Here is a 22,675-nt window from a genome sequence, read left to right on the forward strand (position 1 = left end):
GAACGCCCTTGGCGGTATCATACTGAAAGCCGCCTTTCTTCGATGCGATGCGGCATAATCCCGGTTACGGCATTATGACCAAGTTCGTGCAAGACCGTGCGGTAATAGTCGATCTGGTGGGTGAAGGCTGGCTGCGGGGGAACCTGCACAAAATCCGCGCCCACATTATAAAAAGCCTTGGTTCCGCCTGTCCGGAAATCCGCGCCTGTGGCGTCAATCAGAGCCTCGGCCTGATCGTGCAATTCGCGTGTCGGCAAAGGCGCGGGTTCGGCAGTCAGTCGTTCGGGCAAGCCATCGCACTGCGCGGCATTAAATACCGTAAAGCGTTTGAGAAACGGAATCGAGCGCGGTGCATCGCTGTCACCAACGCCGCCCTCGCCTTCCTTTTTCCTGTCATCGTCGGGCGTGAAGCGGTCGGCGTAAAAGATCGTCCGGCCCTTCTCGCCCTTGCGGACGCATCCGCCAGCGGCCAAGGCTTGCCGGAATGTCAGCCAGTCCTGCGAGGGATAGCCGCCATCAATGACAGCGCCCCACAATATGAGAATATTGATGCCAGAATAATGCCGCCCCGATATCGCGTTGCGCGGCAATCCGGTCACAGCGTTGCCAGCATTCCAAGGCTTCACCCAAGGAAAAACCCCTTCCTCCAGCTGCGCGATAATCTGCGCGGTTACCTCGTCATAAAGAGACACCTTCGGCGCTGCCCTGCCGCCTCGGCGCGATTTACGCGCCGTGCGCGAAGCGCGCTTGGCCTTCGTTGTCCTGCCCGTGCCGCTATCCGATACCCTAGAATTTTCATGCAACATAACCGCCTCCATCACCCCAAAACTGCCGCAACCGGCCCCGGAGAGGCGGGGTGGGCGGCAAGAGCGACCAGAAAGGCCCGCATCAAGCGGTCAGGCGCACCCGAAGGGATGGAACAAAGAGGAATACCCGGTCCTGAAAGGCCGGGTTGCGCCTGAGCGCGGCGGGCCTAGCCGGGAGCGCCGCCCACCCCGACTCGTCGGAGCCGGAAAACAACGCCGGCGCGTCCGCGCCGTCCATATCAATCGCTAACAATCGCGATTACCCCATCCGCGAAGCGGCCTAATAAAGACGGCACCCTTGCACGGCGCGACGCTGCGCGGTGGTGTGTGCGCGCGAAAGTGCGCCAGCGCCCACCGGGCAAGGAGAGAGGCAAGAGTGCCTGCGGGTCAGAACAAAGAAGCCGCACCCTCAAGGAGCGCAGCGGGAAAGAGTGCGTCCTTAAAAAATCCCGCTCATTTTCCTACGCTCCCGATCGTCACCCGCATGGGCCAAGACTACAGGCTTGGTTCGCGCAGCGAATAGAGCGGGCCGCCGCCAGGCAGCGCCATTGCCAAACACCCATAGATGGTCAAATCTAACGAAATCCAATATCTGTAAGTGTTCAATAGCTGTTGAAATTTGCACGAGATAGGCTGTGAGCAATCTGATCAAGTATCCTACAAAGCTGACGTAGATATGGCGACAATGAGGGTCGCCACGACTAGCCCCGTCGATGATTGCCTGCACATCAGAAGTTTCGGGGTTTAGGCTATAAAATGCGCCCACTCTAATGATACAAAACCTCACAGCTCAGGCCGAGAGATTGGTGGTTTTATATCAATGCCAATAACCGGTACGCAGCGTGATCCATAGCTCGGCTTTTCCCGGAAGTACTGGATGATTTAGTGCGAGCAGAATTGGATGATCTTGGGCGCCTTCCCGAATGGGCCGCTTGTTCTGATAAGTCTGGTTGAGGAAAAACTGTCCGAAATCATGCTACATATTTCGGACATTCCTAACTCGACATTGTCCGAAATCATGCTACATATTTCGGACATGACCAAGTCATCCACCAGTCTGAAAGAGCAAATTCTTGCTCGCATCGAAAGCGGTGCAACGATCACCGTCTGGACACCGAGCAATTTTCTTGACCTCGGTAGCCGTGATGTTGTCGATAAGACTCTGCAACGCCTTGTCGGGACGGACGAACTGCGCAGGATCGACCGGGGCCTCTATGACAAACCTCAAGCAAACAACCTCACGCAGCAGGATAATCCGCCAAATCCAAAGGCCGTCATCGATGCGGTCGTACGGCGCGACCAGATACGGGTGCTTGTTGACGGGATGACGGCGGCCAACGATCTCGGCTTTACCAATGCGGTACCAGCCAAGATCATCGTTCACAGCGAGGCCCGATCAAAGAAGATCAACCTCGGAAATCTTACCATCTATTTCAAACAGACAGCTCCAAGCAAACTTTTCTGGGCAGGCCGTCCCGCGATGCGCATCGTCCAAGCCCTGCACTGGCTGCGCGACACGATGCCGGGCGACGATATTGCAAGTTGGAAAAACAGACTATCTGTCCTGCTCAAAGACCCAAAGCATGGCGCAGAGCTGCGCGCTGATTTGACCGATGGTATGTCCACCCTTCCGGCTTGGATGCAGGAATTGCTACGCCCGCTTGTTTCCAACGACACGCGGTCCAGATGAATCCAGCTTTTGACGACATCTTGCGGGCCGATATTGATACGCGCCAAGGACTGTTCACCACAACGGCTCAACGCATGGGAACAACTCCGCAGAATGTCGAAAAGGATTTCTGGGTCTGCTGGACACTCGATGCTCTGTTCAACGGCATCACCGCGGGTCCGCGCCTGCTGTTCAAAGGTGGCACCTCGCTTTCCAAGGGATTCGGGTTGATCCAGCGCTTTTCAGAAGACATCGACGTCACAGTCTTTCGCGATGATCTCGGCGTTCCCGCATCGGTCGACGAACTGGCTGGGCTAAGCGGTAAAAAGCGCCAGAAAGCGCTCGATGCGATCAAAGACGCTTGCGAGGCACATATCAACGGCCCGCTGAAGCAGCGCCTTACAGAGATTTCAGAAGAGGCCTGCATGCCCATCGCGGTCGAACTTCAAATTAAGCTCGTCAAGGACGGTATTCATCAGTTCGCGCGGCGTTTTCCCAAATATCGGGTCAGTCGGTTTGAGCTCCTTGCGATCACGAACGCGCTCGAAGGGCAAGATCGCACCGGGCATCGATTTGCAGAAACCGACACCCCGTTTCCCGCGCACCTCAATTTCCAATATTCGCTCGCCGGTAGATTCATCATCCACGATCTTGACGTCGCGCATCTGAATGCGTGCGGACTCATCGGGGCGCAGTCCGGTGTTTCCCATGAACAATACATAATCGTGAAAAGTCTCACAGACTTCACGCCAGCGCGGTTTGGGCGGATTTTTGGCCCGCTCGCGCGTGGCTTCGTAAAGCAGTTTATATTCCTCGGGCGAGAACCAAGCGCGATGCTCCAGCTTGCCAGATGTCTTGTACGGCGCTGACATATCCGGGATTGCGGAAATCCAGCCCTTGCGATTGGCAGTCTTCAAAACCTGGCGGAGCGTAACAATCTCGCCATGCAAGGTCGCGCGAGCCGGTTTCTTTGGTTTGCCGGTCTTCGCATCGACACGGGAGGTCTGGCGGTGGACACGATATTCTTGCACCTTGCCCGCATTGATATCCTTAAGCGCGGTATCGCCAAAGAATGGCAATAGGTGCACGCGAACGTGAATAGACTTGGATTCCACATATCCCTCATTGCGTTCGCCCTGGGTAATAACCTCGAACTCATCAATAAAGGCTTTGGCGGCATCCTCGAACCTGGGACCAGTCGGTGTTCGGCGCAGACGGCCATCGGTCGCTGGTCCGGGTTCTGCGATTTGTGGCTGGACAGGATTGGCCAGCACGGAAAATCCGCCGCGTCTGCGTTGGCGATCCTCGACGCATTTTTCCATATACCAGTCGCGCGCAAAATCCTTGGCGGCAGCGAGGTTCATTTCTTTGGTTGTCTGCCGATGATTGCGGCTGCCCAAATAGGTTGAGCATTGCCAGAAGCGGCTATTCTCACGCCGATAAACGTGAAGCGCGCCATCCATCAGAGCGTAGCTTTCAGCTGTCATAACGAAACTCCAAAATGTGTAAGACATGTGTAAGTCTTTTTGGAAGTCTCGTCCTTGCTCAAACCGTTGGTATTAAAGGGTTTTTGGCTAATTTTTGAAGGTAGAACTCAATTTTGAGTCGAGCGAGGCTACCGACAAAACACTAGCATTTAGGGGCCTCGTTCTTCGAATGCATTCCTGCGCTCCAGACATTGCTAGTATCCGAGGGCTATTGTGAAAGGATTTGTGTAAATCACAATGAGCGCCAAGTAGTTTTTTATTTTACGCTGGTCCGTCCTTTCATAGCGACAACTAATTTCGGCACGCACCACGAATCTCAGAGGTGCAGCTTTGCGGTAAATCTGAAGCAGACTACAGTATGGAGAATTCTCATCTAGGCAGTCGGTCGCGCCTCCATCAACATTTGGTCAATGCTGGCCTTCCGAGACTGCCGATCCAGCGTATATGTGTTCCGCCTGAATTCTGCACCATCCAGCAGGGCATTTACATATCCAGAAACCGTATCCGCCGCCATGATGAGTGTGGAATCTAGAGTGTGGACATACTTGCTGGTTACTGATCCTTTTGCGTGACCAATGAGCGCGGCGATAGTGATTTCAGTAAAGCCGAGATCATTTGCCATGCTGGCGAAGCTGTGGCGCAAGACGTGGGGTGTTATGTCCCAGAGGGGAGTGTCTGTGAAGAGTTTTTTCCAACTTTTGGGAAAATTCCCGACCATATTGTCGATGCCTTGGCCTGGAAAAACATAGGTTCCCATTCGTTGCATCCTTGCCTTCTCCAGATATTCAACGACCGGCAAACCAACCGGGCGAACTGAGGAGCCTTCCTTACTATCTGCCAGTCGTAAGCAACTCCCTTCCAAATCGACGGCACTCCATTTGAGATTGATGATCTCGCCGCGCCGACAGCCTGTCGTCGCAATCAGTCGGAGTATGTCGCCGTGAATTCGATAGTGGGCGTTCTTTTGTGCATCTTGAATAATGCGACCCAAGACCCGGTATTCGGCTTCGCTGAGTCGCCGGTCTCGGACTTTGTATTTCGGTTTGCGCAGACCGTGTGTTGGATTGTGTTCGATGACACCAGCTTCAACCGCATATGAAAAAATACCGCCGAGAAGTCCCATCGTCCTGATAGCAGTGCCTGCACCACCTCGGACAATTGCCTTCCCGCGAAGTTTGTTAGTTCTGACGGTCACGCGAGTTTTACCCGCGATAATGTCTTTCATCAGATTGTTCATATCTGGCTTGGTAATGTCGCGCACACGCCTTGTCCCTAGAAGAGGAATAATGTGCCGCCGGATACGGCCAACATCAGTATCTACGGTGGTCTGCTTCTTTGGTCGTCCGCCTTTCCCGAGAACAAGCCCCGCTTCCATATCCGCGATATACTGTTCGCAAAGCTGCCTGATGGTGAGCGCTTTACGCTCTTCCTCACGTTTTTCTGCGGGATCTTTGCCATGTGCCACTTGTCCCAGCAAAGCCTTGGCTTCACGGCGAGCAGTATCCGGGGTCCACACACCATGAAGGCCAATCGTGTAGCGACGTGACCGACTGCGGGAACGGTATTGGATAATGTAACTGCGCTTACCGGACGGATAGATACGCAGGCCGAAGCCCGGCAATTCTTCTTCCCAAATGACTTGGCTATTGCTCTGGGGTTCGACCGCTTCTACGAACCTTTTTGTCAGTTTCGGCATGCTTCCTATCTCTTCCAAGCCCGGTTCTCACGTAAGCACCACGTAAGCACTTGAACGGAAGTCCGGGCGTATTCTCGGATAGAGACTTCGAAGACGTAATCAAAAAAGTCTAGATATTACAGACCATTATCGTGCCTTAGCGTACCCTATCGCGTTATTCGGAAAGGCCTTAAGACCAGCTCCGAAGGCAGAGGTCACAGATTCGAATTCTGTCGGGTGCACCAGCTTTTCTGCCATTTCTTGGGTTAGAGCGACTTGGAACTCCGGTGTTTCTCCGGTGTAATTAAGGAGAACATCGGGATTCGGGTCACTCAAAACAGATGTCCGTGGCGTGAAAAACATCTTACGAAGCTCTTCGGGAAAAGCTATAACGCTATGAAGTGAATGTCTCACCAGTCACCCGATGTTACAGTTAGGCTACAATGGAGAGCGTCGTCCTTTGCCAACGCATATTCGAGCGCATGCGCGATCAAGCCTGCCTTGCTTTGAAATTGCTGAAAAATGATAGCCGTTGAGCAACCTGGTTGTGATGCTATGACGCGCAGCGATATTTTTTCTAGACCACGCTCTGCTATCATAGCTACCGTTTGGTCTAGTAACATCTCGCGAATGGAAACCGCTTTGCTCATAAGAGTGCGGTTTAGACAATCATATTGTCTTTCGGCAACTCAATTATAATGTTCGCGCTTGGCCATCGTCAGGAAGATACCATAACCGGTTTCTCAATTTGAGCGATACTGGACAATATCGCCGCGTCTACCTAATCAGAATGGAGCGCATTTGATAAGAATTTGGGTTACCTAAAAGCGGTGATTCTAAAACACAAGCTGACGGAAATTTGTTATGAGCCGTAATCCTAAAAAAAATCCAGCGGCATCGCCACCAAAGCGTGCCCGCTTTCGGTTGCCCAGAGAGCAACGAGAAGCTGATATTTTAGTGGCTGCAAGGTTCATCCTTGACCGAGACGGCTATGATAATGCTTCTCTCCCTGAAATTGCCGAACGCGCCGGGGTAGTAGAAGGGACCGTGTATCGCTATTTTGATAATAAGCGTAATTTGTTCATCCGCCTTGCAGAAGACTGGTATACTGACGTTTTAGATGAAGATTACAAAGACATAGACCAAGCAGATCTATTTTCCAAACTGCGCTGGATGATAGCACGTGAGCTTCTCATCATTCGTAAAAACCCCGCTCTCACTCGCTTCATTCTCACTGAATTGCGCCCTGACCCAAATTATCGTGATATGCCCATATTCTCGATGAGCCGAAAATTCACATCGGCAATTATTACCCATTTAAAACAAGGTGTCGTAACCGGTGAACTCTCCGACCGCATTCCCTTTCGCGTTGTACGTGACATGATTTTCGGTGGCATCGAGCATCAAACATGGGCCTATTTAAGAGACGAAGGGGATTTTTCTGTAGATTCAGCAGCTGATGCGATTGCAGAAATCATCTATGTTGGCATGGGCGGCAAGCAAGCCCCCCCCTCCCCCCGAAATCCAAATTCAGACGTGGGTGAAACCGTATAATATTCTAGCCTACGGCCATGAAATCGGTGACATTAGCTTGGATTGCTTTTACAGGCAGGCGCATGATTACCTGGAATGCCTACCAAACCCTCTAAATTATCATCACTTTCAGGTTCATCCGCTAAACCTAGCGAGGCTTTATAGTCATCGCGTGCCAGAAGTGCGGCACCGAGGGCTCCAGCAATTTGGGGGTGGCTCGGTAAATATAATTTCTGGCCTAGCGCTTTTTCGATATGGTGGACTGCTGCCGGATTTTTGGCGACACCGCCTGTCATAACAATAGGGCCGGTTTTACCGACACGGCTGACTAGACCCAATGTGCGACTGGCCACCGCAGCGTGGGCTGCTGCCAGCACATCGGGCTTGGTATTACCTTCCGCTAACAATGAGATCACTTCTGTTTCAGCAAATGTCGCGCAAATGCTCGATATCTTTAGTTCCTTTTGCGAAGTTAACGCAATCGGGCCCATATCATTGAGCTCCATCTCTAACGCACGGGCGAGCACCTCAAAGAATTTTCCAGTGCCCCCTGCGCATCGATCGTTCATCGCAAATTGTATAACAAAGCCGCCGGAATCAACCGAGATGACCTTACTATCCTGACCACCGATATCTATAACAAGCCGGGCATCTGGCTTCATCGCCACAGCGCCGCGTGCGTGACAGGTGATTTCAGTGAAGTTTTTATCCGCAATGTCTAACATTCGACGCCCATAGCCAGTGCTAAATGTCCGGCTCATATCTGCTTGCGTAAGGCTAGCTTGCTTTAACACATCAGCGACAGAAGCGTTCACCCCTGCACCGCTCACCGCGCCCATATGCGTAACATTGGATGCCAGAATTTTTGTGTCTTGATCAAGAATAACGGTCTTCGCGGTTGTCGATCCTAGATCTATGCCCATCACATTAAAGTTCATGATACCTGACTTTCTTTCACTTTTATCCGAGTATTAAAATCGAACCCAGAAAATAATTCCATGATGTCTGCATTTAGCGAGCTTGATTCAATTTCGAGCGAGATCAAAAGCTGTTTGCGTCCCGCACTTTCTGGCACGGATACTGAGAAATTTGAGATGCCCGCCAGTCTATCAGTAAGAATTTCGTTCGCCATCCGGCATATTACATCGTCCCGAAGAGCAGGCTTAAAAATCTTTCCTACCGCTGTTAGCGGCATTTTATCTATGAGCTCGATCGCCACCGGACATGCTGCCCGCTCAGGCACACTGTCGCGGCAATAAGCAAGCAATTCAGCGGCGCTTATGCTGCTGCCGTGCCGCACCTGCACATAAGCGACAGGCAGTTCACCTTTCACCTTGTCTGGACGGCCAATAGCCGCAACCAGTACGATATCGGGATGACTTGATAGTGCCTCCTCAATTACCTTCGGTTCAATGTTATGGCCGCCGCGAATGATAACGTCTTTTGCGCGGCCATCGATCCAAATGAAGCCGTCCTCATCTATGCGACCGAGGTCACCGGAGCTTCCCCATTTTTCATCATTGGGCATGCCCGAAATAATGAAACCTGCATCTTGCGAAGAATCAAGATAACCATCACACACGCAAGGTCCATTTATTGCAATTACGCCCTGTTTACCGCGCTCAACTTCGCGAACAAATATATTATTTTCATCTACTTCAACAGCTTTCGCCCTATGCCAAGGGGACGGCAAGCCGACAGAGCCTATTCTAGGCTTTACAACATTAGGCTGGCATCCTTGAAAGCCATGGAATTCGGTCGCGCCCCAAACTTCTCGTAACTCGACACCAAATGTCGCGGGAAAGGCCGTTCCTAGTTCGAGGGGAATGGTGCTTCCCCCACATGTAAAAGTGCGCAGCCCGTGGTCGGTAGGGGCCATTTTTCCATTCAATATCATCGCCGCCGTAGTTGGCGTAGCTATTAAAGAGGTCATCGCCTCTGATTGAACAATGTCCCAAAAGTTTTCAACAACATCACGATTACGAAAACCAGCAGCGGTTAACAGAAGCGCCTTCTGGCCATATAATAGACTTCTTAATGCCAGCATGATTAGCCCACCAACATGAAAAGAAGGCATGCCTATTCCGATGACTTCATCGGCATCTGGCCCCATTATAGCGCCGCCAATCCACGCGTTAATGAGCATGCCCTGCTGCGTTAATTTTGCAAGCTTTGGCTGACCCGTAGTCCCACCGGTAGGCAAATATGTACAAGTGGCCAGCGGGTCTTGGTCAGGCGTAAATGCTAGATTTCCATCCATCGCTTCGAGATGACGGCTAAAATCCATATCGATATTATCACTGTCCACCAGCAAAACGCTATGCACGCCTGGCGCAACTGCTAGAATTTCGTTCAGCCTGTCCGCTGCGCTTGGCCCATGGGCCGTTGTGGTGACTAATATGTTCGCGCCCGATGCCGTTAAAAGAGCAGCGACCATAGCTGGCTCAAGATGCGGGTTAACCGGCATAAAAATACCCGCTGTCACAGCGCCCCAAGCGGCAATAAATCCCTCAGGAATTATCGGCAGCATCGCGGCTACGACGGGGGGCTCACCGCCGTTTAAAGAGCGGAAAATATTAGCCGCCTGGCTAACCTTTCTCAGATAAACCTCATATGAAAGCACCTGTTTTTTGGTAGTTTCTAGAGACAAATCAAGCAGTACCATTGCAGGTTTTTCTATATCTATAGCTGCAGCAGCAGCCAAAGACTTAAATATAGTTTGACCAGCAAACATATCCACAGGGTCACGCTCCTCCAGCTCAACGATGTCCTGTGCCCCTGTGATAAGATGCCGTCTTACCACCTCGTCAATATTTCGATTTTCCCGGCTTGCCCGCGTGTCCATCATTGCGCCATCCTCTTCTAAATTATTTTCTGCCGTAGTTACTTTTTTAAGTTGCCTAATTATCACAGTCCGCTGATTCCCAAACAGTGAGCCTTTGAAAAACAATCATGAAACTTAACAAAGACAGCCATAAAAAACTGATTTCGTAAATCTATTCACTTTCTGGTTGCAACACTAATACAACACTATTAAGTTTAGCTCAATAGCCATTGCCAGATAATGGAATTTGTAAAATCATCATACTGGGGAGGGAGGCTATTACGCCATGAATCTGACTAATGATTAGATATTAAAAAGGGAGAGAAGAAAGATGAGAAGTCGTCCAAAACGGCAGTTTTTGCTATTAGGAGTTTCTGCATTTTCACTGATAACGGCTAATAGTCCTGCATTTGCGCAAACCACAGATACCGAAGATCAAGGGGGCTTTACCGAAATAGTCGTCACCGCGCAAAAGCGCGCTCAGTCGCTCAACACAGTCGGCCTGTCGATCAATGCGGCAGATGGCGAAAAATTAAATAATTTAGGCATCCGTGACACCGGAGATCTGGTTAAGATTGCCCCTGGCCTGACTTTCACCAAGAGCCAAGATGGTACACCACTTTTCACTATCCGCGGCGTTGGCTTTAATGACTATACGCTCGGCGCAAGCCCGGCTGTTAGTGTCTATGTTGACCAAATACCGCTCGCCTATAGTGCGTTCACACAAGGTGCGACGCTCGATCTAGAGCGCGTCGAGGTTCTCAAGGGCCCACAAGGTATTTTATTCGGTCAAAACTCAACCGGCGGCGCCATCAACTATATCGCAGCAAAGCCAACGCAGGAATTAGTTGCCGGCGGGAAGATCTCGTTCGGGCGCTTCAATACCCTTGATATGGAGGCTTTTGCTAGTGGTCCGGTGAGCGATAAGTTGGCGCTGCGCCTCGCAGCGGGCACAACGCAATCTGGCGATTGGCAGGAAAGCTACACGCGTGATGCGTCCATAGGGCAGCAAGACATTCTCCGTGGCCGTTTCCAAGCTGCGTGGGAGCCTACTGATAATTTGTCTCTGCTTTTCAGTGCAAATGGCTGGCTCAATAAATCAGATACACAGGCAGCCAAACTCGTTGGACTCAAATTACAGCAAGATGCCTCATCCCCAGGCAATTATGACCCTGTCGAAACGGCACGTCGCGTTGCAGCATTCCGTGCCTACCCACTCGCCCCCTCAAGCGCGCGTGCAGCAGACTGGGATGAAGGCCGTGACCTTAGCCGTGATGATGGCATGTATCAGCTTTCCCTTCGGGCAGATTGGGACATTACTCCGGGGATTACAATCACGTCCTTGACGTCTTTCACGAAATTCAATCAAAACTACAACCTCGATAGAGACGGAACGACCCTGCAAAATGCAGGCGTTAGGTCACGCGGTAGTGTAAAAAGCTTCTTTCAGGAATTACGCGCATCTGGCAATTCTGATACTTTAAACTGGGTTGTTGGCGGAAACTATGCAACTAACGACGTGATTACACGCGATACTTTCTTGGTCAACGATTCCACAAATACCGCTATTATACCCGGCATAGGTGTCGATGGCGCAACCACCACCTTAACCCAAGATATTCGCGATATCGCCATTTTTGCCAACGCCGAATTCGAATTGACAGATAGCCTGACCATACTCGCGGGTGGCCGATACACAGAGAGCCGCAATAATTCGTCAGCCTGTATTGTCGGCTTACCGGGCCATGCCCAGACATTTTACCTGCTGTCACAAGCGCTTAGCGGAGACACAACACAGGCCCCGCCTGATAAAAATACATGCGTAGCATTTAATTCAGACGATAGTTTCCGCCTTGTTCGTGACCCTTTCTATTCGACATTGAAAGAGGATAATTTTTCATGGCGCGCGGGGCTTAACTATCAGGCTAGCAGTGATCTATTGCTCTATGGCTTGGTATCACGAGGCTATAAATCAGGTAGCTTCCCAACTGTTCCGGCGTCACAAACATCGCAGTACCAGCCTGTCACACAAGAATATGTTACAGCCTATGAAGCAGGGGTGAAAGCAACGCTGTTAGATCGCAAAGTACAAGTCAACGCGGCAGTCTTCCACTATGATTATCGTGACAAACAAATCCGCGGCGCCGTAATTGACCCTATTTTCAACCAACTTGAGCAACTCGTTAACATCCCCAAGGCACGCATTAATGGCGCTGAGCTCGATATTACCGTTCGTCCGACCAGCGGCCTAACACTCCGGGCAGCAGGTACTTACGTAGACTCAAAAGTTCAGGAGTTTACCGGTATCAACAACGACCGTGTTAATGGGAACTACAGAGGATCCGATTTGCCTTTCTCGCCTAAATGGCAATTTGTAGGTGACGCGGAATATCGTTTTGCTCTTAATGATAATCTCGGCGCATTCGTTGGAGCAAATGTGCTCTCAAACAGCAAGACGAACTCGACTTTAGGCAATCCGCAAAGCTCGATAATTAAGAACTTTGCTACATTAGACCTAAGAGCGGGCATCGAAGGCGCCGATGAGAAATGGTCCGTCTCGGTTTGGGGCCGCAACGTCACAAATACCAATTACTGGACCAATCAATTTGCAACGCAAGATGTCATCGTTCGTTACTCAGCCATGCCTGTGACTTACGGTGTCAGCGCAACGATGAAATATTAAATAGCTAAGATTGGGGCAGCCTAATTATTAGATTGCCCCAATCGACCTACAAGCGGCCAAGAATTTGCGTATCCTTGTGAAATCGCGAATGTTCGTTTTCAAAAAATTCCTTCCTTTTGTAACGATCTGCGCGATAAATTATTCCAGAAAACTTTGTTAATGACTCGAGTTTTAAGGCTGTCATACCGACACAAATAATAATCATTTTGCTCCAATATCTGGGTTTTATCCTAGATGACTCCGTTGGATTGCAACGATAAAATTATTTGATATTGACCATTAATAAGTTTTACTTAATAGTGGAGATTGACACTCAGAATCAGCATCATAAGCGCTTCGTTCTAGAGAGACGGACAGATTTGGCTCGGCCATCTCATTCACGCAGCAGGCGAGAAAAAATCTAACACAGCTTTCGCTTAATGGAGAAAATAATGGACCCCACTGGTCAAGCAGATAAAATATTCGCGGCTTTGGCCGGGATCGCCGAGGACCCTCTAAGCTACGCTGAGGAATGGAAGCGTAAAACGGGGCGTCAGGTGATCGCCGTTCTCCCCATGAATTTTCCCTCAGAGCTTATTCATGCTGCAGGTGCCCTTCCCGTCGTCATGCAGGCAGAGCGCACCGCGCCGACAGATGGCAGAAGCTTGTTATACGAATATTATTGCGGCTTCACCCGCAGTTTAGTTGATCAGGCAGCAACAAAAAAGCTAGGCGTATTTGATGCGTTCTTGCTCGTAGATCACTGTGTCGCGTTATTAGGGGCGGCTGATGCAATCCGGTTTGAACTGCCTGATACGCCTGTTCACTTAGCGCAATATACCGCGTCAATGGATGAACCTTGGACACCGCCGCAAGTTCAAGGAAAAGTCGACGAACTTAAGGGCGTGCTTTCCGAAATATGCGGGCGTTCCGCCACAGATGAAGGTATCATCAAAAGCATAAATGCTTTCAATCTTAACCGCAAAATGCTTCGCGAAATATACGATCTACGCCGCTCTGGCGAAGTTCCGCTGACTAGCCGGAAAATTCAAGTGTTGGTCAAATCTAGCATGGTGATGGATATTGCGGAACATAACGAGCATCTCGCCCAGCTCTTACCGATGCTTAAGGCTGGATCGTACACTTCAAACAAGCCAGTTAAGCTCCACCTCTCCGGCCATTTTTGTCATGCGCCGCATCCCGAACTGCTCGATATGATCGAGGATTGCGGAGCCGTTATTGTGGATGACGATCTTTATACAGGATATCGCTATATCGCGACCGATGTACCTACCGAGAGAGACCCGATAGCGGCGCTCACACGTTGGTATTTTGATCGCAACACAAATACGCCTTGCTCAACGCGAGCGCAAAAAAATGTCGATTGGGAAAAATATCTTTCCACATCTGCGCAGAAGAGCGGCGCCGAAGGAATCATCGTATTGATGGCAAAGTTTTGTGAGCCGCACATGCTCTATTACCCCGAATTGCGGAAGGAATTTATAGCTGCGAATATCCCGCACCTACTCCTTGAAACAGAGCATGAGAGTCCTGCAATCGAAATGGTAAAAACGCGAGTGGAAGCTTTGATCGAAACTATCAGACTGAACAAAACTAAAGCCGCATAAATTTTTAACGCAAGAGTTAAAGGATAAACGATATGTCTATCGCTATCGAGAAATCGCAATCAAAACTAATCACGGGGAAACCGCCCGTTATTGTCAATCGCCTTGTCAGCACCAGAAGCGCTGGCAAAATGGTGAAGGATTACTGGGATCGCGTTTTTACGGCCCGTGAACGCGGAGCCACAGTCGTCTGGTATAATGGAGCTGCGTTAAACCCCCTGTTTCAAGCCGCAGGCATTGAATGGTGCCATGGCGAAGCTTTTGCAGCGCGCATTGCTGCAATGCATCTTGAGGGCCCAGCCCAAGAGACAGGAGAGGAATATGGCTATAATCAAGAACTGTGCTCATATGCCCGCACCACTTTGGGCTGCTCCGTTTTAACCCAGAAGCAGGCAGAAATAGTCCCACAAGCGAACGAACCCGATGATTTTCCAGATATTCCAAGCGAAGCGGTATTGGCGAGCAGGCTACCGCCACCTGACTTTTTTGTGAATGCATACGCGGGTTGCAGCACGGGCCAGCAGTGGGACGAGATTTCTTATCGCATGTACGGCAAAAAACTTCCGTTCTTCAAGGTCTCCTATCCCTTTCTTTGGGGAAATCGTCCCGACGCCGGTTATTTACGCGGGCAAGAATGGGATGATGCTTCGCAATATGTCGCTGCACAATTATATAAGCTGATCGAATTTCTTGAATTGCAAACCGGGCGAGAATTCGATTGGGACGTGCTGCGGGAGTCCATGCATTATATAAAACGCGCCGCCAAATTGCGTGTAGAGGCGCTGGAGCTATGCAAAACAGCACCGACACCCGCTGTATTCTGGGACTGGGTTGCGAGCATTGCACCCATCAACTTTTTACCCGGCACGCAAGAATTGGTTGATTATTTTGCTCGCGTAAAGGCAGAGATAGAGCAGCGAATAATCGACGGTGTTGCCGCCCTCCCTAGCGAGCGTTACCGGCTTTCCTTTGATGGCATTATGAACTGGACGAAAGTTGGCTGGCTAGCCAATAAATTCTCCGAGCATGATGCTGCCGTTATTTGCGGTCGTTATACGCACAGCTCATTTTGGCACGAACCGCATCTGATTGACGAGGATGATCCTATTTTGGGAATGGCACAGCATTATCTGCTCTGCCCGTTCAACCATAGCGCCAAAGTCCAAAGCGAAATAATGCTCCAAAACGCCAAGACATACGGGCTAGATGGTGTAGTTTTCCATTCCACGCGCACATGCAGGTCATCAGCAAATGGGCAGATGGTCATGGCCAAAGCAGCTCAGGCAGCAGGGCTACAGACAATGGTTCTCGAAGGCGATGTTGCCGACGCATCATTTTATAAAGATGAAATACTCGAAAGCCGCCTAGAGGCGATGCTAGAAACCATCGATGCCCGCCGGATAAGGTAGATTTAAACGATACAAAAATCCAAAAAAGGAGCGCCGCATGAACAGCTAAAGTTATTTCCTGCGGCGCTTTTTTATGCAAAATATACTCTTACAGGCATCTTAAAATACCGATTCTCAAAAACTAGCCATTGCTAACCATTTTTAGAATGGCCTTAATTGAAGCACCCGATAATGTGTCATCAACAGCTTCATTGATCTGATCAAACTCATAGAAAGTGACAAGTCGGTCAAAGGGGAAACGCCCCTGCTTATATAATTCCAACAATTGTGGAATGAAAACAGCCGAAACACTATCTCCTTCACAAATACCGCGGATCGTGCGACCCGGGATCAAAAGGGAATTCACGTCAAAACTGGCTTCGGTCCCCAACGGAGGGGCGCCCACGATGCCACATGTTCCGCGGATAGCGAGAGCGTCAATTGCTTGCCGAACGACCTCTGGGCGCCCACTTGTATCAAGAGAGAAGTCCACGCCGCGCTGCGTAAGCGCAAGAATTTGCTCAACGGAATCTAGCTCACTAGGGTCAACCACCTCAGTCGCGCCAAGTTCCATGGCCATATCTCGGCGAGAGGCTTGTGGATCCACAGCGATGATTTGGGTTGCCCCCGCCACACGCGCTGCCATTACCGCGCTTAGGCCAACACTCCCCACGCCAAATATAGCTATTGTTGCGCCATAGCCGACCTTGAGGGAGTTAAGTACCGCGCCTGCGCCGGTCTGAATACCGCATCCAAGTGGGCCGAGCAGTTCTAAAGGCAATTCCTTGTCGACTTTAATCACGTTTCTACGATCAGCTAGCGCGAAAGTCCCAAAAGACGACTGGCCAAAGAAGTGATCGTGAACTTCGTGGTTTTTAGAATCGCAAGTGCCGGTGCTGCCATCACATCGCGCACCGCCGACATTTAGTGCAAAGAAATTTTCGCAATAAGCAGGCTCTCCTTGACGGCACATACGGCATGTGCTGCAGCTCATATAGGTTAGGATAACATGATCGCCTGGAGCTAGTTCTGTTACACTCTCTCCCACTTCTTCGATGATGCCGGAGCCTTCGTGTCCCAACACGCCTGGAAGAGGAAAGGGATAATATTGATCTCTTACGATTGCATCGGTATGGCAAATACCTGTCGCTGTAATCCGGATAAGAACATCGTCGGGCTTTGAAAGCGTAAGCGTCACATCTTCAATTTCAAAGCGCCCGCCTTTTTCTCTCACAATAGCCGATCGTCCATGTTGTGTTTTCATTTTCTATTCCTTTAATCGCCCAAGAAAGCCGTTACAGTTTTGCTTTGGGTATAAGCATGGAGCCCTTCATCCGACATTTCACGGCCAAGGCCAGATTCCTTGTAGCCACCAAAGGCAGCAGCGGGATCAATGATCGCATGAGAATTTATCCAGACCGTCCCTGCCTGAAGCCGAGCCGCTGTGAGATGTGCCCGTGACAGATCACGGGTCCAGATATTAGCCGCCAGTCCATAATTAGTGTCATTAGCCTCAGCAATTACATCTTCTACATCCTTGAAAGGCGTTGCCACCAAGACCGGCCCGAAAATTTCTTCACGAACGATTTTAGCATCTGGCTTCGTATTTATAAAAACGGTTGGTTCGACATAATAGCCTGTCTCGCCACGTTTTTTGCCGCCGGTCAAGACCTGACCGCCTTCTTTTACGCCAGCGTCGATATAGCCCAAGACGCGCTCTTGCTGCGCATGAGATACGAGCGGCCCGATCATTGTATTCGCATCACGCCCGTCTCCTATAGGAAAGCTCTCTGCTGCCTTAACTACGGCGGCTAGGACATCGTCGAAAATACTTTCTTCTACATATAGACGAGACGCTGCTACGCAAACCTGACCTGAATTGAAGAATATAGCCAGTGCAGCGCCAATGCCTGCTGCATCAATATTAGCATCGGCAAAAATTAGGCTGGGTGATTTCCCGCCTAGCTCTAACGTGACCGGCTTGACCGTCTCTGCTGCGGAACGCAGAATAGATTTGCCAACGCGCGTCGACCCAGTAAATGCGATTTTATTGATACCAGGATGATCGACCATCGCCTGCCCGACTATATGGCCATAACCTGTCACGACATTTAAAATGCCTTCGGGTAAGCCAGCCTCCAGAACAAGTTCCGCTAAGCGAAGCGCCGTCAATGGCGTTACCTCAGACGGCTTTAAAATGATCGCGCACCCTGCCGCCAATGCCGGTGCAATTTTCATCGCAGCCATAACGATAGGAAAATTCCACGGAACAATGGAGCCGACCACTCCAATCGGCTCATGCTTGGTATAGCTGTGATATTGGCGCCCATCTGCAGAGATGGGGTTCACCTTCCCTTCAATACGAGCACAGGTGCCAGCATAATATCGGAACGTATCGACGGCAGCAGGAATATCGAAAGCCAAAGCATGGGTATAAGACTTGCCGTTATCGTAGCTCTCGATAAGGGCCAGTTGCTCAGCATTAGCTTCAATCAAGCGCGCGATGGATTCTAATATTTTACCGCGATCAAGCGGCCGCATTCGGCTCCAGCTTGGGCTATCAAAGGCCGCGCGCGCTACCTTTACAGCATGATCGACGTCCGCTGCCGACCCTTCTGGCACTTGGGTTAAAATGGTCCCGTTTGAAGGATCCTCAACACCGATAGTCGCACCAGATTGTGCGTCCAGACGAGACCCGCCGATGACCATTTGGGGGCATGGCAATTCAAGAGCTCTTTGTTCCATTATATTTCCTCTTCTTGCGCGGGCAACAAAGATCTCAGTGGCTTTTTTGTCCGCATATAATTTTTGCTTCGGCTAATGTCCGGAGCCTTCGCCCCCACAGTTCAATCCATCTTTTTCAAGTAAGTTCGCGTGAAGTTTTGCGATCTTAGGCGGAGTAAGATCCAGCACATCTTCACAATAGGATTGCAGCGTTCCCCAGCCGTCATCGATCGCTTCAAATGCTGTGAAGAGGAATGTCGGGTGTACCTCCATCATCGCTGTTAGCATTTCTGGACGAATTCCACTTTCTGCCAGATAGGCGAGATCACGCTGCCTTACGTTGCTCAACATATAGTCTTCCCAAATTACCGATTTAGGAACACCAAGAATATTGAGCAAAAGCGCGACGGCAAAGCCGGTGCGATCCTTTCCGCTCGTGCAGTGGATTAACGCTGGCGTGACCTGCTCTTCCTGAAGCGAGTTAAAAAGGTGAAGAAACGTGTCACCTTGCTCAATCGCAAATCGCCGATATACTTCACGTACGCCATCGCGAAAACCCTCAACGGTTGCGTCAGGTTTACCTGCCTCCGCAACCATCTCAACTGCACGATAAGGCAAGAAACCTATATTGTGCGTCGCCACATTGCTTGTTATCGCAATATTATTAGGCTTCGCTTCAAGTTCGGCCTGACCACGCAAATCAAATATTGCCTTCAAGCCCAGTTTCGACACGATTGGGATGTCGTCGTCTTTAAGGTCTGCCAAGGAATCTGAACGATAAACTCTGTTGCACCTGACACGCAGACCATCCGACGTAATATATCCGCCTATATCCCTGAAATTAACGGCGCCCGACAAGCGTATATAGCGTTCCGGTAAAAGTAAGTCCTTCATCAGTCCACCTCAAGCCTCGGAATTCAAAGGTTCCAGCAAACTTTCTATTGGCGGGACTATTGACGCATCCGGTTCCCACCCCTGCATGATCAACCAGGAGCGATCACGCAGCAGTTGTTCTTCGGACATTTTCAGAGTATTCGCCATCAAGGCATTTGTTGCCTTCTCATCATCACCGTCAAAAATGGCTCTAATATTATCATCCAGCTCTTCTGTGATTCTACGGGCTGCATCCACCAGTTCTTGAGGCTCTGCTTTGGCGCGGCTTAAAACATCGGCCGCATCTGCTTGCGCCGCAACCAACGCGGCTTGTTCGCCATCACTGCTCTCAAGAACGTCGTGCGTATAGGATATTAAGCGATCAAGCGCATTGCGGTCTGCTCTAAATTGAAGCGGCAATCGCACAGCGATAAGATTAAGGTGGCCGATTATCAGCTGTGCTTGCTCTACCGCTAAAGCGTTATTTTCATCAACAGCTGGAAGGACGACTTCAGTCATCGCCTTGATCATACTTTTGATTTGAATTTCGGGACGAAGCTGCATTTTAAATTTCCTTCGCTAACAATTGGCGGATATCATCAAGCAACATGTACCCCACACCGAGCAACCAAGTGAGCAAGATATCCTGATGCGATTTACCATTTCTGGCGACCCGATAGCTAGTGGCTAATGTCATGACGGCCATAGAATAGGCGTTGAAAATTTGATAATATCGCAGCGACTTCATATCAACGGACAGGCCAGACGCTTTTTCATAAGCTTCAAAAAATTCTTGCTCCGGTATTAGTCCAGATACCAAGAATGTTGTCCCGTCTTCAGCAAAACTGCCAAAAGCACGGCTAGTGCTCCAGGCGAGATCTTGATGCCGGTCACCAATTCTCGTGAGCTCCCAATCCAGCCATGATGTAATCGTTGCACTTTGTTCGTCAAACAGGAAATTTCCGACACGGTAATCGCCATGCACAATGGACAAATGGTCAACCGATGGAGCATTTTTACGCAGCCAAGCTGATGTCAAAGACATGAGCGGCACCTGCTCTCCGGAATCCTCTTCCCATACACGATCCCACCATGCCACGGCCCAATCGCTATTCTGGGTTCCAAGCTCAGGTTGATCAAATGCCGTTAAATTGGCTTGGGAAAAATCGAATGTGTGCAATTTAGCCAAATCACGAACAAATTGCGGGCCAAGCTTTTTGCGCAATTCCAGCGGAAGCCGAGTGCCCAGACCTGAAACGCCAGACTGCGCCTCAGACGGCTTGGCGACGCCTGAAGCAAAGCCATAGACCAAACCGGCATAGGGCAAATATTCTGCCTCCGTATCGACCCAATATACAGCAGGTATAGGCAGTATATCCTGCAATGCACTCACCACCTGAAACTCGCGAAGGCGACTTGTCTCATGCAAAGATTCAGCTGGCTCAAGGCGCAGAACCATGCGCGTTTTTTCGCGGCCTACCGCAAGCCGGTCCCAATCCAGAGTGAAGGCGACTTGCAGTTTTGACGCGCCGCCAGAGAGCCAACGGGCATCTTCCACTGCAAATTTTACTACGCCTTTGGCTTCAATTAATCGCCGAAGACCAACTATGATTTCTTCAAGTGTCAGCGGTGTGTAACTTGGACCCGAACGCCGCTCTAGCTTGCGCGTAAGCGATCTATCAATTTCAGTTTCCGTCACAAATTGCTTGCGTATTGCCGCCATCCATTCTTCAGATGGCCTATCTTTATCGATTGCTATCACAACATAGCTCCCCTCTCAAAAAACTATTATGCGGTGATGTGCGTAGATGCCTCGGTCCATCTCCGACCATTGCGTCGTGTGAGTGTTTGCATAGAGGTAATTTCAGATGCCAAGCCATAGCCGACCCGTCCGTCATCTAGCTGCCAGCGCATTAGCGATGCACCGACCAATGCGCTCATATAACAGATCCAAGGGCCGCCGACTTGGGCCGTCCCGACAAAACAAAACTGCTTTCCGCGCTTGTCGGTCACTTCAACTTCCATGGAAGTAATAGTTGCCCCCATACGATTAGTATAAAATTTCGCGTCGATCAGCCCATATGCAACGCCGTCTTCCATCACATATCCGTGTGCGAGCGTCTGAGAAACATCGAGGGGCTTTTCTGGATCCCAATGGTTAATCCACTTAATCGCAAAATCCTTGGTCCAATGGGCGTGTGACCAACCCATAGACGGCACATGAATCTCGGGACGCGAACCCCAGCTATGATCCATCGTTTCGACGCAATCGATGCGATATTCCTTGCCCCGCAATTTCATCGTACCAAAATAATGGCCCGTTAGGTCGAAATGGCCACCATAGCCAGAGCCCATGCCTGCGCCAGCATGTTGCTCGGCTATACCCCGCGCTGCTTTAGGACTATGATCGGGATCGTGAATGTCAAACGGATCCATCAGGCCGGTAAAATCAAAGTGAAGTTCAGTGCCATCGTAACCAACATAATCTACACGGTAATCCCTAGGTGGATTAACCGCCTCGATACTTAGGCCGGTAGGTAAGGTGTATTTTGATAGCTTTTCCGGCGCAGGCAGCATCTGCTGAGAATCGAAATAAAGGCTTTCGGCGCGGTTGTCAGATAGCGCTCCATATATAGCGACATCGCTCGATATAGCGGGCACGCCTTTGCGTGATACGGTATAGATGATGACCAAAAGACGCTCTTCTGGAATATTGAAACAAAACCAGTTCGTTTCTGCATAGGTATGATCTGCATCCTTAGGATGATGATACTCTACGTCCCTCGCTGTAATCACTAGATATTCTCCCATACCGTAAAAAATAAAATTGTAGAGAGCGGGCACTATTGCGCTGCAAAAAAGTTCAGGAGTTCATTACTCTATCGTTCCTAGAAATAGCCTCACTACCCTCAAATTGATTCTGAAAATCAAGCACTATTCTTTATTGAGTTAAGCTTATTAAGTGTCAAGGCAATTGTTAGATTAAGGCAAACTCTAATTGCCAAGGAATTTCCCTGAGGTTACATTAGTCTAGCCGATGGCATTTCACGATATCCATTTCCCATAAATTTCCCGATTTTGGGCAGTGACGAGGCTAGGCTGTTTGAAATTTCCGCGCGCTATTTGAAGCTTAATGACGCCAATTCTTATTTTTGCGGCGATAGTCAGCTTATCAGGCGGCGCGATTGCGCTTTATCTTTCCGCTCGTCACCAAGCGCTTGTGGCGAACCCTCCGGCACAGCGTTTTTCCGCTATATTCGGCATATTAGCGCTCGTTTTCGCGCTTTTAATGTTTCTACAATTCATGGGGCCCGCGACTGCTGTCTTTACATGGGTGTAGATATGTAGGGACTCGTGAGACATCTTCTGTAAAATTCTGATGCAGGAAGGAGATGATCGAATGACCAAG

General features: G+C 50.0%; 17 protein-coding genes and 1 pseudogene. 6 read left to right on the forward strand and 12 right to left on the reverse strand.

The window, feature by feature from the left end; all coding sequences use genetic code 11:
- Positions 1-17: 17 nt before the first annotated feature.
- On the reverse strand, positions 18-806 hold the full coding sequence (locus V7676_RS17795; protein ID WP_335660926.1) for an ArdC family protein: 789 nt from the start codon (positions 804-806) through the stop codon (positions 18-20).
- Between the two features lie 901 nt (positions 807-1,707).
- Between V7676_RS17795 and V7676_RS17800 the strand changes: the two genes are divergently transcribed.
- Both V7676_RS17800 and V7676_RS17805 read left to right on the forward strand, forming a co-directional pair.
- Positions 1,708-2,496 carry a DUF6088 family protein gene (locus V7676_RS17800; protein WP_335660927.1) on the forward strand — a complete coding sequence of 263 codons (789 nt, stop codon included), beginning with the start codon at positions 1,708-1,710 and terminating at the stop codon, positions 2,494-2,496.
- A 74-nt stretch (positions 2,497-2,570) separates the two neighbouring features.
- Positions 2,571-2,825, forward strand: a pseudogene (locus V7676_RS17805) (nucleotidyl transferase AbiEii/AbiGii toxin family protein); the annotation flags it as partial.
- 60 nt (positions 2,826-2,885) lie between these two features.
- On the opposite strand, the gene V7676_RS17810 reads toward V7676_RS17805, so the two are convergent.
- From V7676_RS17810 to V7676_RS17820, 3 genes are all read right to left on the reverse strand, one after another.
- On the reverse strand, positions 2,886-3,962 hold the full coding sequence (locus V7676_RS17810) for a site-specific integrase (RefSeq protein ID WP_335660942.1): 1,077 nt from the start codon (positions 3,960-3,962) through the stop codon (positions 2,886-2,888).
- Between the two features lie 373 nt (positions 3,963-4,335).
- Positions 4,336-5,658 carry a tyrosine-type recombinase/integrase gene (locus V7676_RS17815; RefSeq protein ID WP_335660928.1) on the reverse strand — a complete coding sequence of 441 codons (1,323 nt, stop codon included), beginning with the start codon at positions 5,656-5,658 and terminating at the stop codon, positions 4,336-4,338.
- Between the two features lie 389 nt (positions 5,659-6,047).
- Positions 6,048-6,287 carry a TetR/AcrR family transcriptional regulator gene (locus V7676_RS17820; RefSeq protein ID WP_335660929.1) on the reverse strand — a complete coding sequence of 80 codons (240 nt, stop codon included), beginning with the start codon at positions 6,285-6,287 and terminating at the stop codon, positions 6,048-6,050.
- 214 nt (positions 6,288-6,501) lie between these two features.
- Here V7676_RS17820 and V7676_RS17825 point away from each other — a divergent pair, with 214 nt between their 5' ends.
- Positions 6,502-7,191, forward strand: a complete 690-nt coding sequence (locus V7676_RS17825; RefSeq protein ID WP_335660930.1) for a TetR/AcrR family transcriptional regulator — start codon at positions 6,502-6,504, stop codon at positions 7,189-7,191.
- A 32-nt stretch (positions 7,192-7,223) separates the two neighbouring features.
- On the opposite strand, the gene V7676_RS17830 is transcribed toward V7676_RS17825, so the two are convergent.
- Positions 7,224-8,108 (reverse strand): acyl-CoA dehydratase activase, encoded by an 885-nt coding sequence (locus V7676_RS17830; RefSeq protein ID WP_335660931.1) that lies wholly within the window; start codon positions 8,106-8,108, stop codon positions 7,224-7,226.
- Positions 8,105-10,018, reverse strand: coding sequence for an AMP-binding protein (locus V7676_RS17835; protein WP_335660932.1), 1,914 nt, complete (start codon positions 10,016-10,018; stop codon positions 8,105-8,107). The genes V7676_RS17830 and V7676_RS17835 overlap by 4 nt, the downstream gene beginning before the upstream one ends.
- Positions 10,019-10,325: 307 nt before the next feature.
- Here V7676_RS17835 and V7676_RS17840 point away from each other — a divergent pair, with 307 nt between their 5' ends.
- The 3 genes from V7676_RS17840 (at position 10,326) to V7676_RS17850 (ending at position 15,690) form a co-directional block, all read left to right on the forward strand.
- Positions 10,326-12,677 (forward strand): TonB-dependent receptor, encoded by a 2,352-nt coding sequence (locus tag V7676_RS17840; protein ID WP_335660933.1) that lies wholly within the window; start codon positions 10,326-10,328, stop codon positions 12,675-12,677.
- Positions 12,678-13,108: 431 nt separating this feature from the next.
- Positions 13,109-14,284 (forward strand): 2-hydroxyacyl-CoA dehydratase subunit D, encoded by a 1,176-nt coding sequence (locus V7676_RS17845; RefSeq protein ID WP_335660934.1) that lies wholly within the window; start codon positions 13,109-13,111, stop codon positions 14,282-14,284.
- Positions 14,285-14,316: 32 nt separating this feature from the next.
- Positions 14,317-15,690, forward strand: a complete 1,374-nt coding sequence (locus tag V7676_RS17850; RefSeq protein WP_335660935.1) for a 2-hydroxyacyl-CoA dehydratase subunit D — start codon at positions 14,317-14,319, stop codon at positions 15,688-15,690.
- Between the two features lie 121 nt (positions 15,691-15,811).
- Here the strand turns inward: V7676_RS17850 and V7676_RS17855 are convergent, their stop codons facing one another.
- From V7676_RS17855 to V7676_RS17880, 6 genes are all read right to left on the reverse strand, one after another.
- Complete coding sequence (locus V7676_RS17855; protein WP_335660936.1) at positions 15,812-16,933, reverse strand: NAD(P)-dependent alcohol dehydrogenase; 1,122 nt, start codon at positions 16,931-16,933, stop codon at positions 15,812-15,814.
- 11 nt (positions 16,934-16,944) lie between these two features.
- On the reverse strand, positions 16,945-18,414 hold the full coding sequence (locus V7676_RS17860) for an aldehyde dehydrogenase family protein (RefSeq protein WP_335660937.1): 1,470 nt from the start codon (positions 18,412-18,414) through the stop codon (positions 16,945-16,947).
- A 72-nt stretch (positions 18,415-18,486) separates the two neighbouring features.
- Positions 18,487-19,287 (reverse strand): tyrosine-protein phosphatase, encoded by an 801-nt coding sequence (locus tag V7676_RS17865; RefSeq protein WP_335660938.1) that lies wholly within the window; start codon positions 19,285-19,287, stop codon positions 18,487-18,489.
- Between the two features lie 9 nt (positions 19,288-19,296).
- Positions 19,297-19,830 carry a hypothetical protein gene (locus V7676_RS17870; RefSeq protein ID WP_335660939.1) on the reverse strand — a complete coding sequence of 178 codons (534 nt, stop codon included), beginning with the start codon at positions 19,828-19,830 and terminating at the stop codon, positions 19,297-19,299.
- A gap of 1 nt (position 19,831) precedes the next feature.
- Positions 19,832-21,028: a phosphotransferase family protein gene (locus V7676_RS17875; protein ID WP_335660940.1), complete on the reverse strand. Its 1,197-nt coding sequence runs from the start codon at positions 21,026-21,028 to the stop codon at positions 19,832-19,834.
- A 26-nt stretch (positions 21,029-21,054) separates the two neighbouring features.
- Entirely contained in the window at positions 21,055-22,062 is a 1,008-nt protein-coding gene (locus tag V7676_RS17880) for a DUF7064 domain-containing protein (protein WP_335660941.1), read from the reverse strand.
- Positions 22,063-22,675: the final 613 nt, after the last annotated feature.

Source organism: Parasphingorhabdus sp. (genome assembly GCF_036963805.1).
Lineage (GTDB): Bacteria > Pseudomonadota > Alphaproteobacteria > Sphingomonadales > Sphingomonadaceae > Parasphingorhabdus.

Excerpts from the sequence above, each read along its gene's own strand:
- V7676_RS17795 (WP_335660926.1), bottom strand. The coding sequence starts at position 806 with ATGTTGCATGAAAATTCTAGGGTATCGGATAGCGGCACGGGCAGGACA.
- V7676_RS17800 (WP_335660927.1), top strand. The coding sequence starts at position 1,708 with ATGATCTTGGGCGCCTTCCCGAATGGGCCGCTTGTTCTGATAAGTCTG.
- V7676_RS17810 (WP_335660942.1), bottom strand. The coding sequence starts at position 3,962 with ATGACAGCTGAAAGCTACGCTCTGATGGATGGCGCGCTTCACGTTTAT.
- V7676_RS17815 (WP_335660928.1), bottom strand. The coding sequence starts at position 5,658 with ATGCCGAAACTGACAAAAAGGTTCGTAGAAGCGGTCGAACCCCAGAGC.
- V7676_RS17820 (WP_335660929.1), bottom strand. The coding sequence starts at position 6,287 with ATGAGCAAAGCGGTTTCCATTCGCGAGATGTTACTAGACCAAACGGTA.
- V7676_RS17825 (WP_335660930.1), top strand. The coding sequence starts at position 6,502 with ATGAGCCGTAATCCTAAAAAAAATCCAGCGGCATCGCCACCAAAGCGT.
- V7676_RS17830 (WP_335660931.1), bottom strand. The coding sequence starts at position 8,108 with ATGAACTTTAATGTGATGGGCATAGATCTAGGATCGACAACCGCGAAG.
- V7676_RS17835 (WP_335660932.1), bottom strand. The coding sequence starts at position 10,018 with ATGATGGACACGCGGGCAAGCCGGGAAAATCGAAATATTGACGAGGTG.
- V7676_RS17840 (WP_335660933.1), top strand. The coding sequence starts at position 10,326 with ATGAGAAGTCGTCCAAAACGGCAGTTTTTGCTATTAGGAGTTTCTGCA.
- V7676_RS17845 (WP_335660934.1), top strand. The coding sequence starts at position 13,109 with ATGGACCCCACTGGTCAAGCAGATAAAATATTCGCGGCTTTGGCCGGG.
- V7676_RS17850 (WP_335660935.1), top strand. The coding sequence starts at position 14,317 with ATGTCTATCGCTATCGAGAAATCGCAATCAAAACTAATCACGGGGAAA.
- V7676_RS17855 (WP_335660936.1), bottom strand. The coding sequence starts at position 16,933 with ATGAAAACACAACATGGACGATCGGCTATTGTGAGAGAAAAAGGCGGG.
- V7676_RS17860 (WP_335660937.1), bottom strand. The coding sequence starts at position 18,414 with ATGGAACAAAGAGCTCTTGAATTGCCATGCCCCCAAATGGTCATCGGC.
- V7676_RS17865 (WP_335660938.1), bottom strand. The coding sequence starts at position 19,287 with ATGAAGGACTTACTTTTACCGGAACGCTATATACGCTTGTCGGGCGCC.
- V7676_RS17870 (WP_335660939.1), bottom strand. The coding sequence starts at position 19,830 with ATGCAGCTTCGTCCCGAAATTCAAATCAAAAGTATGATCAAGGCGATG.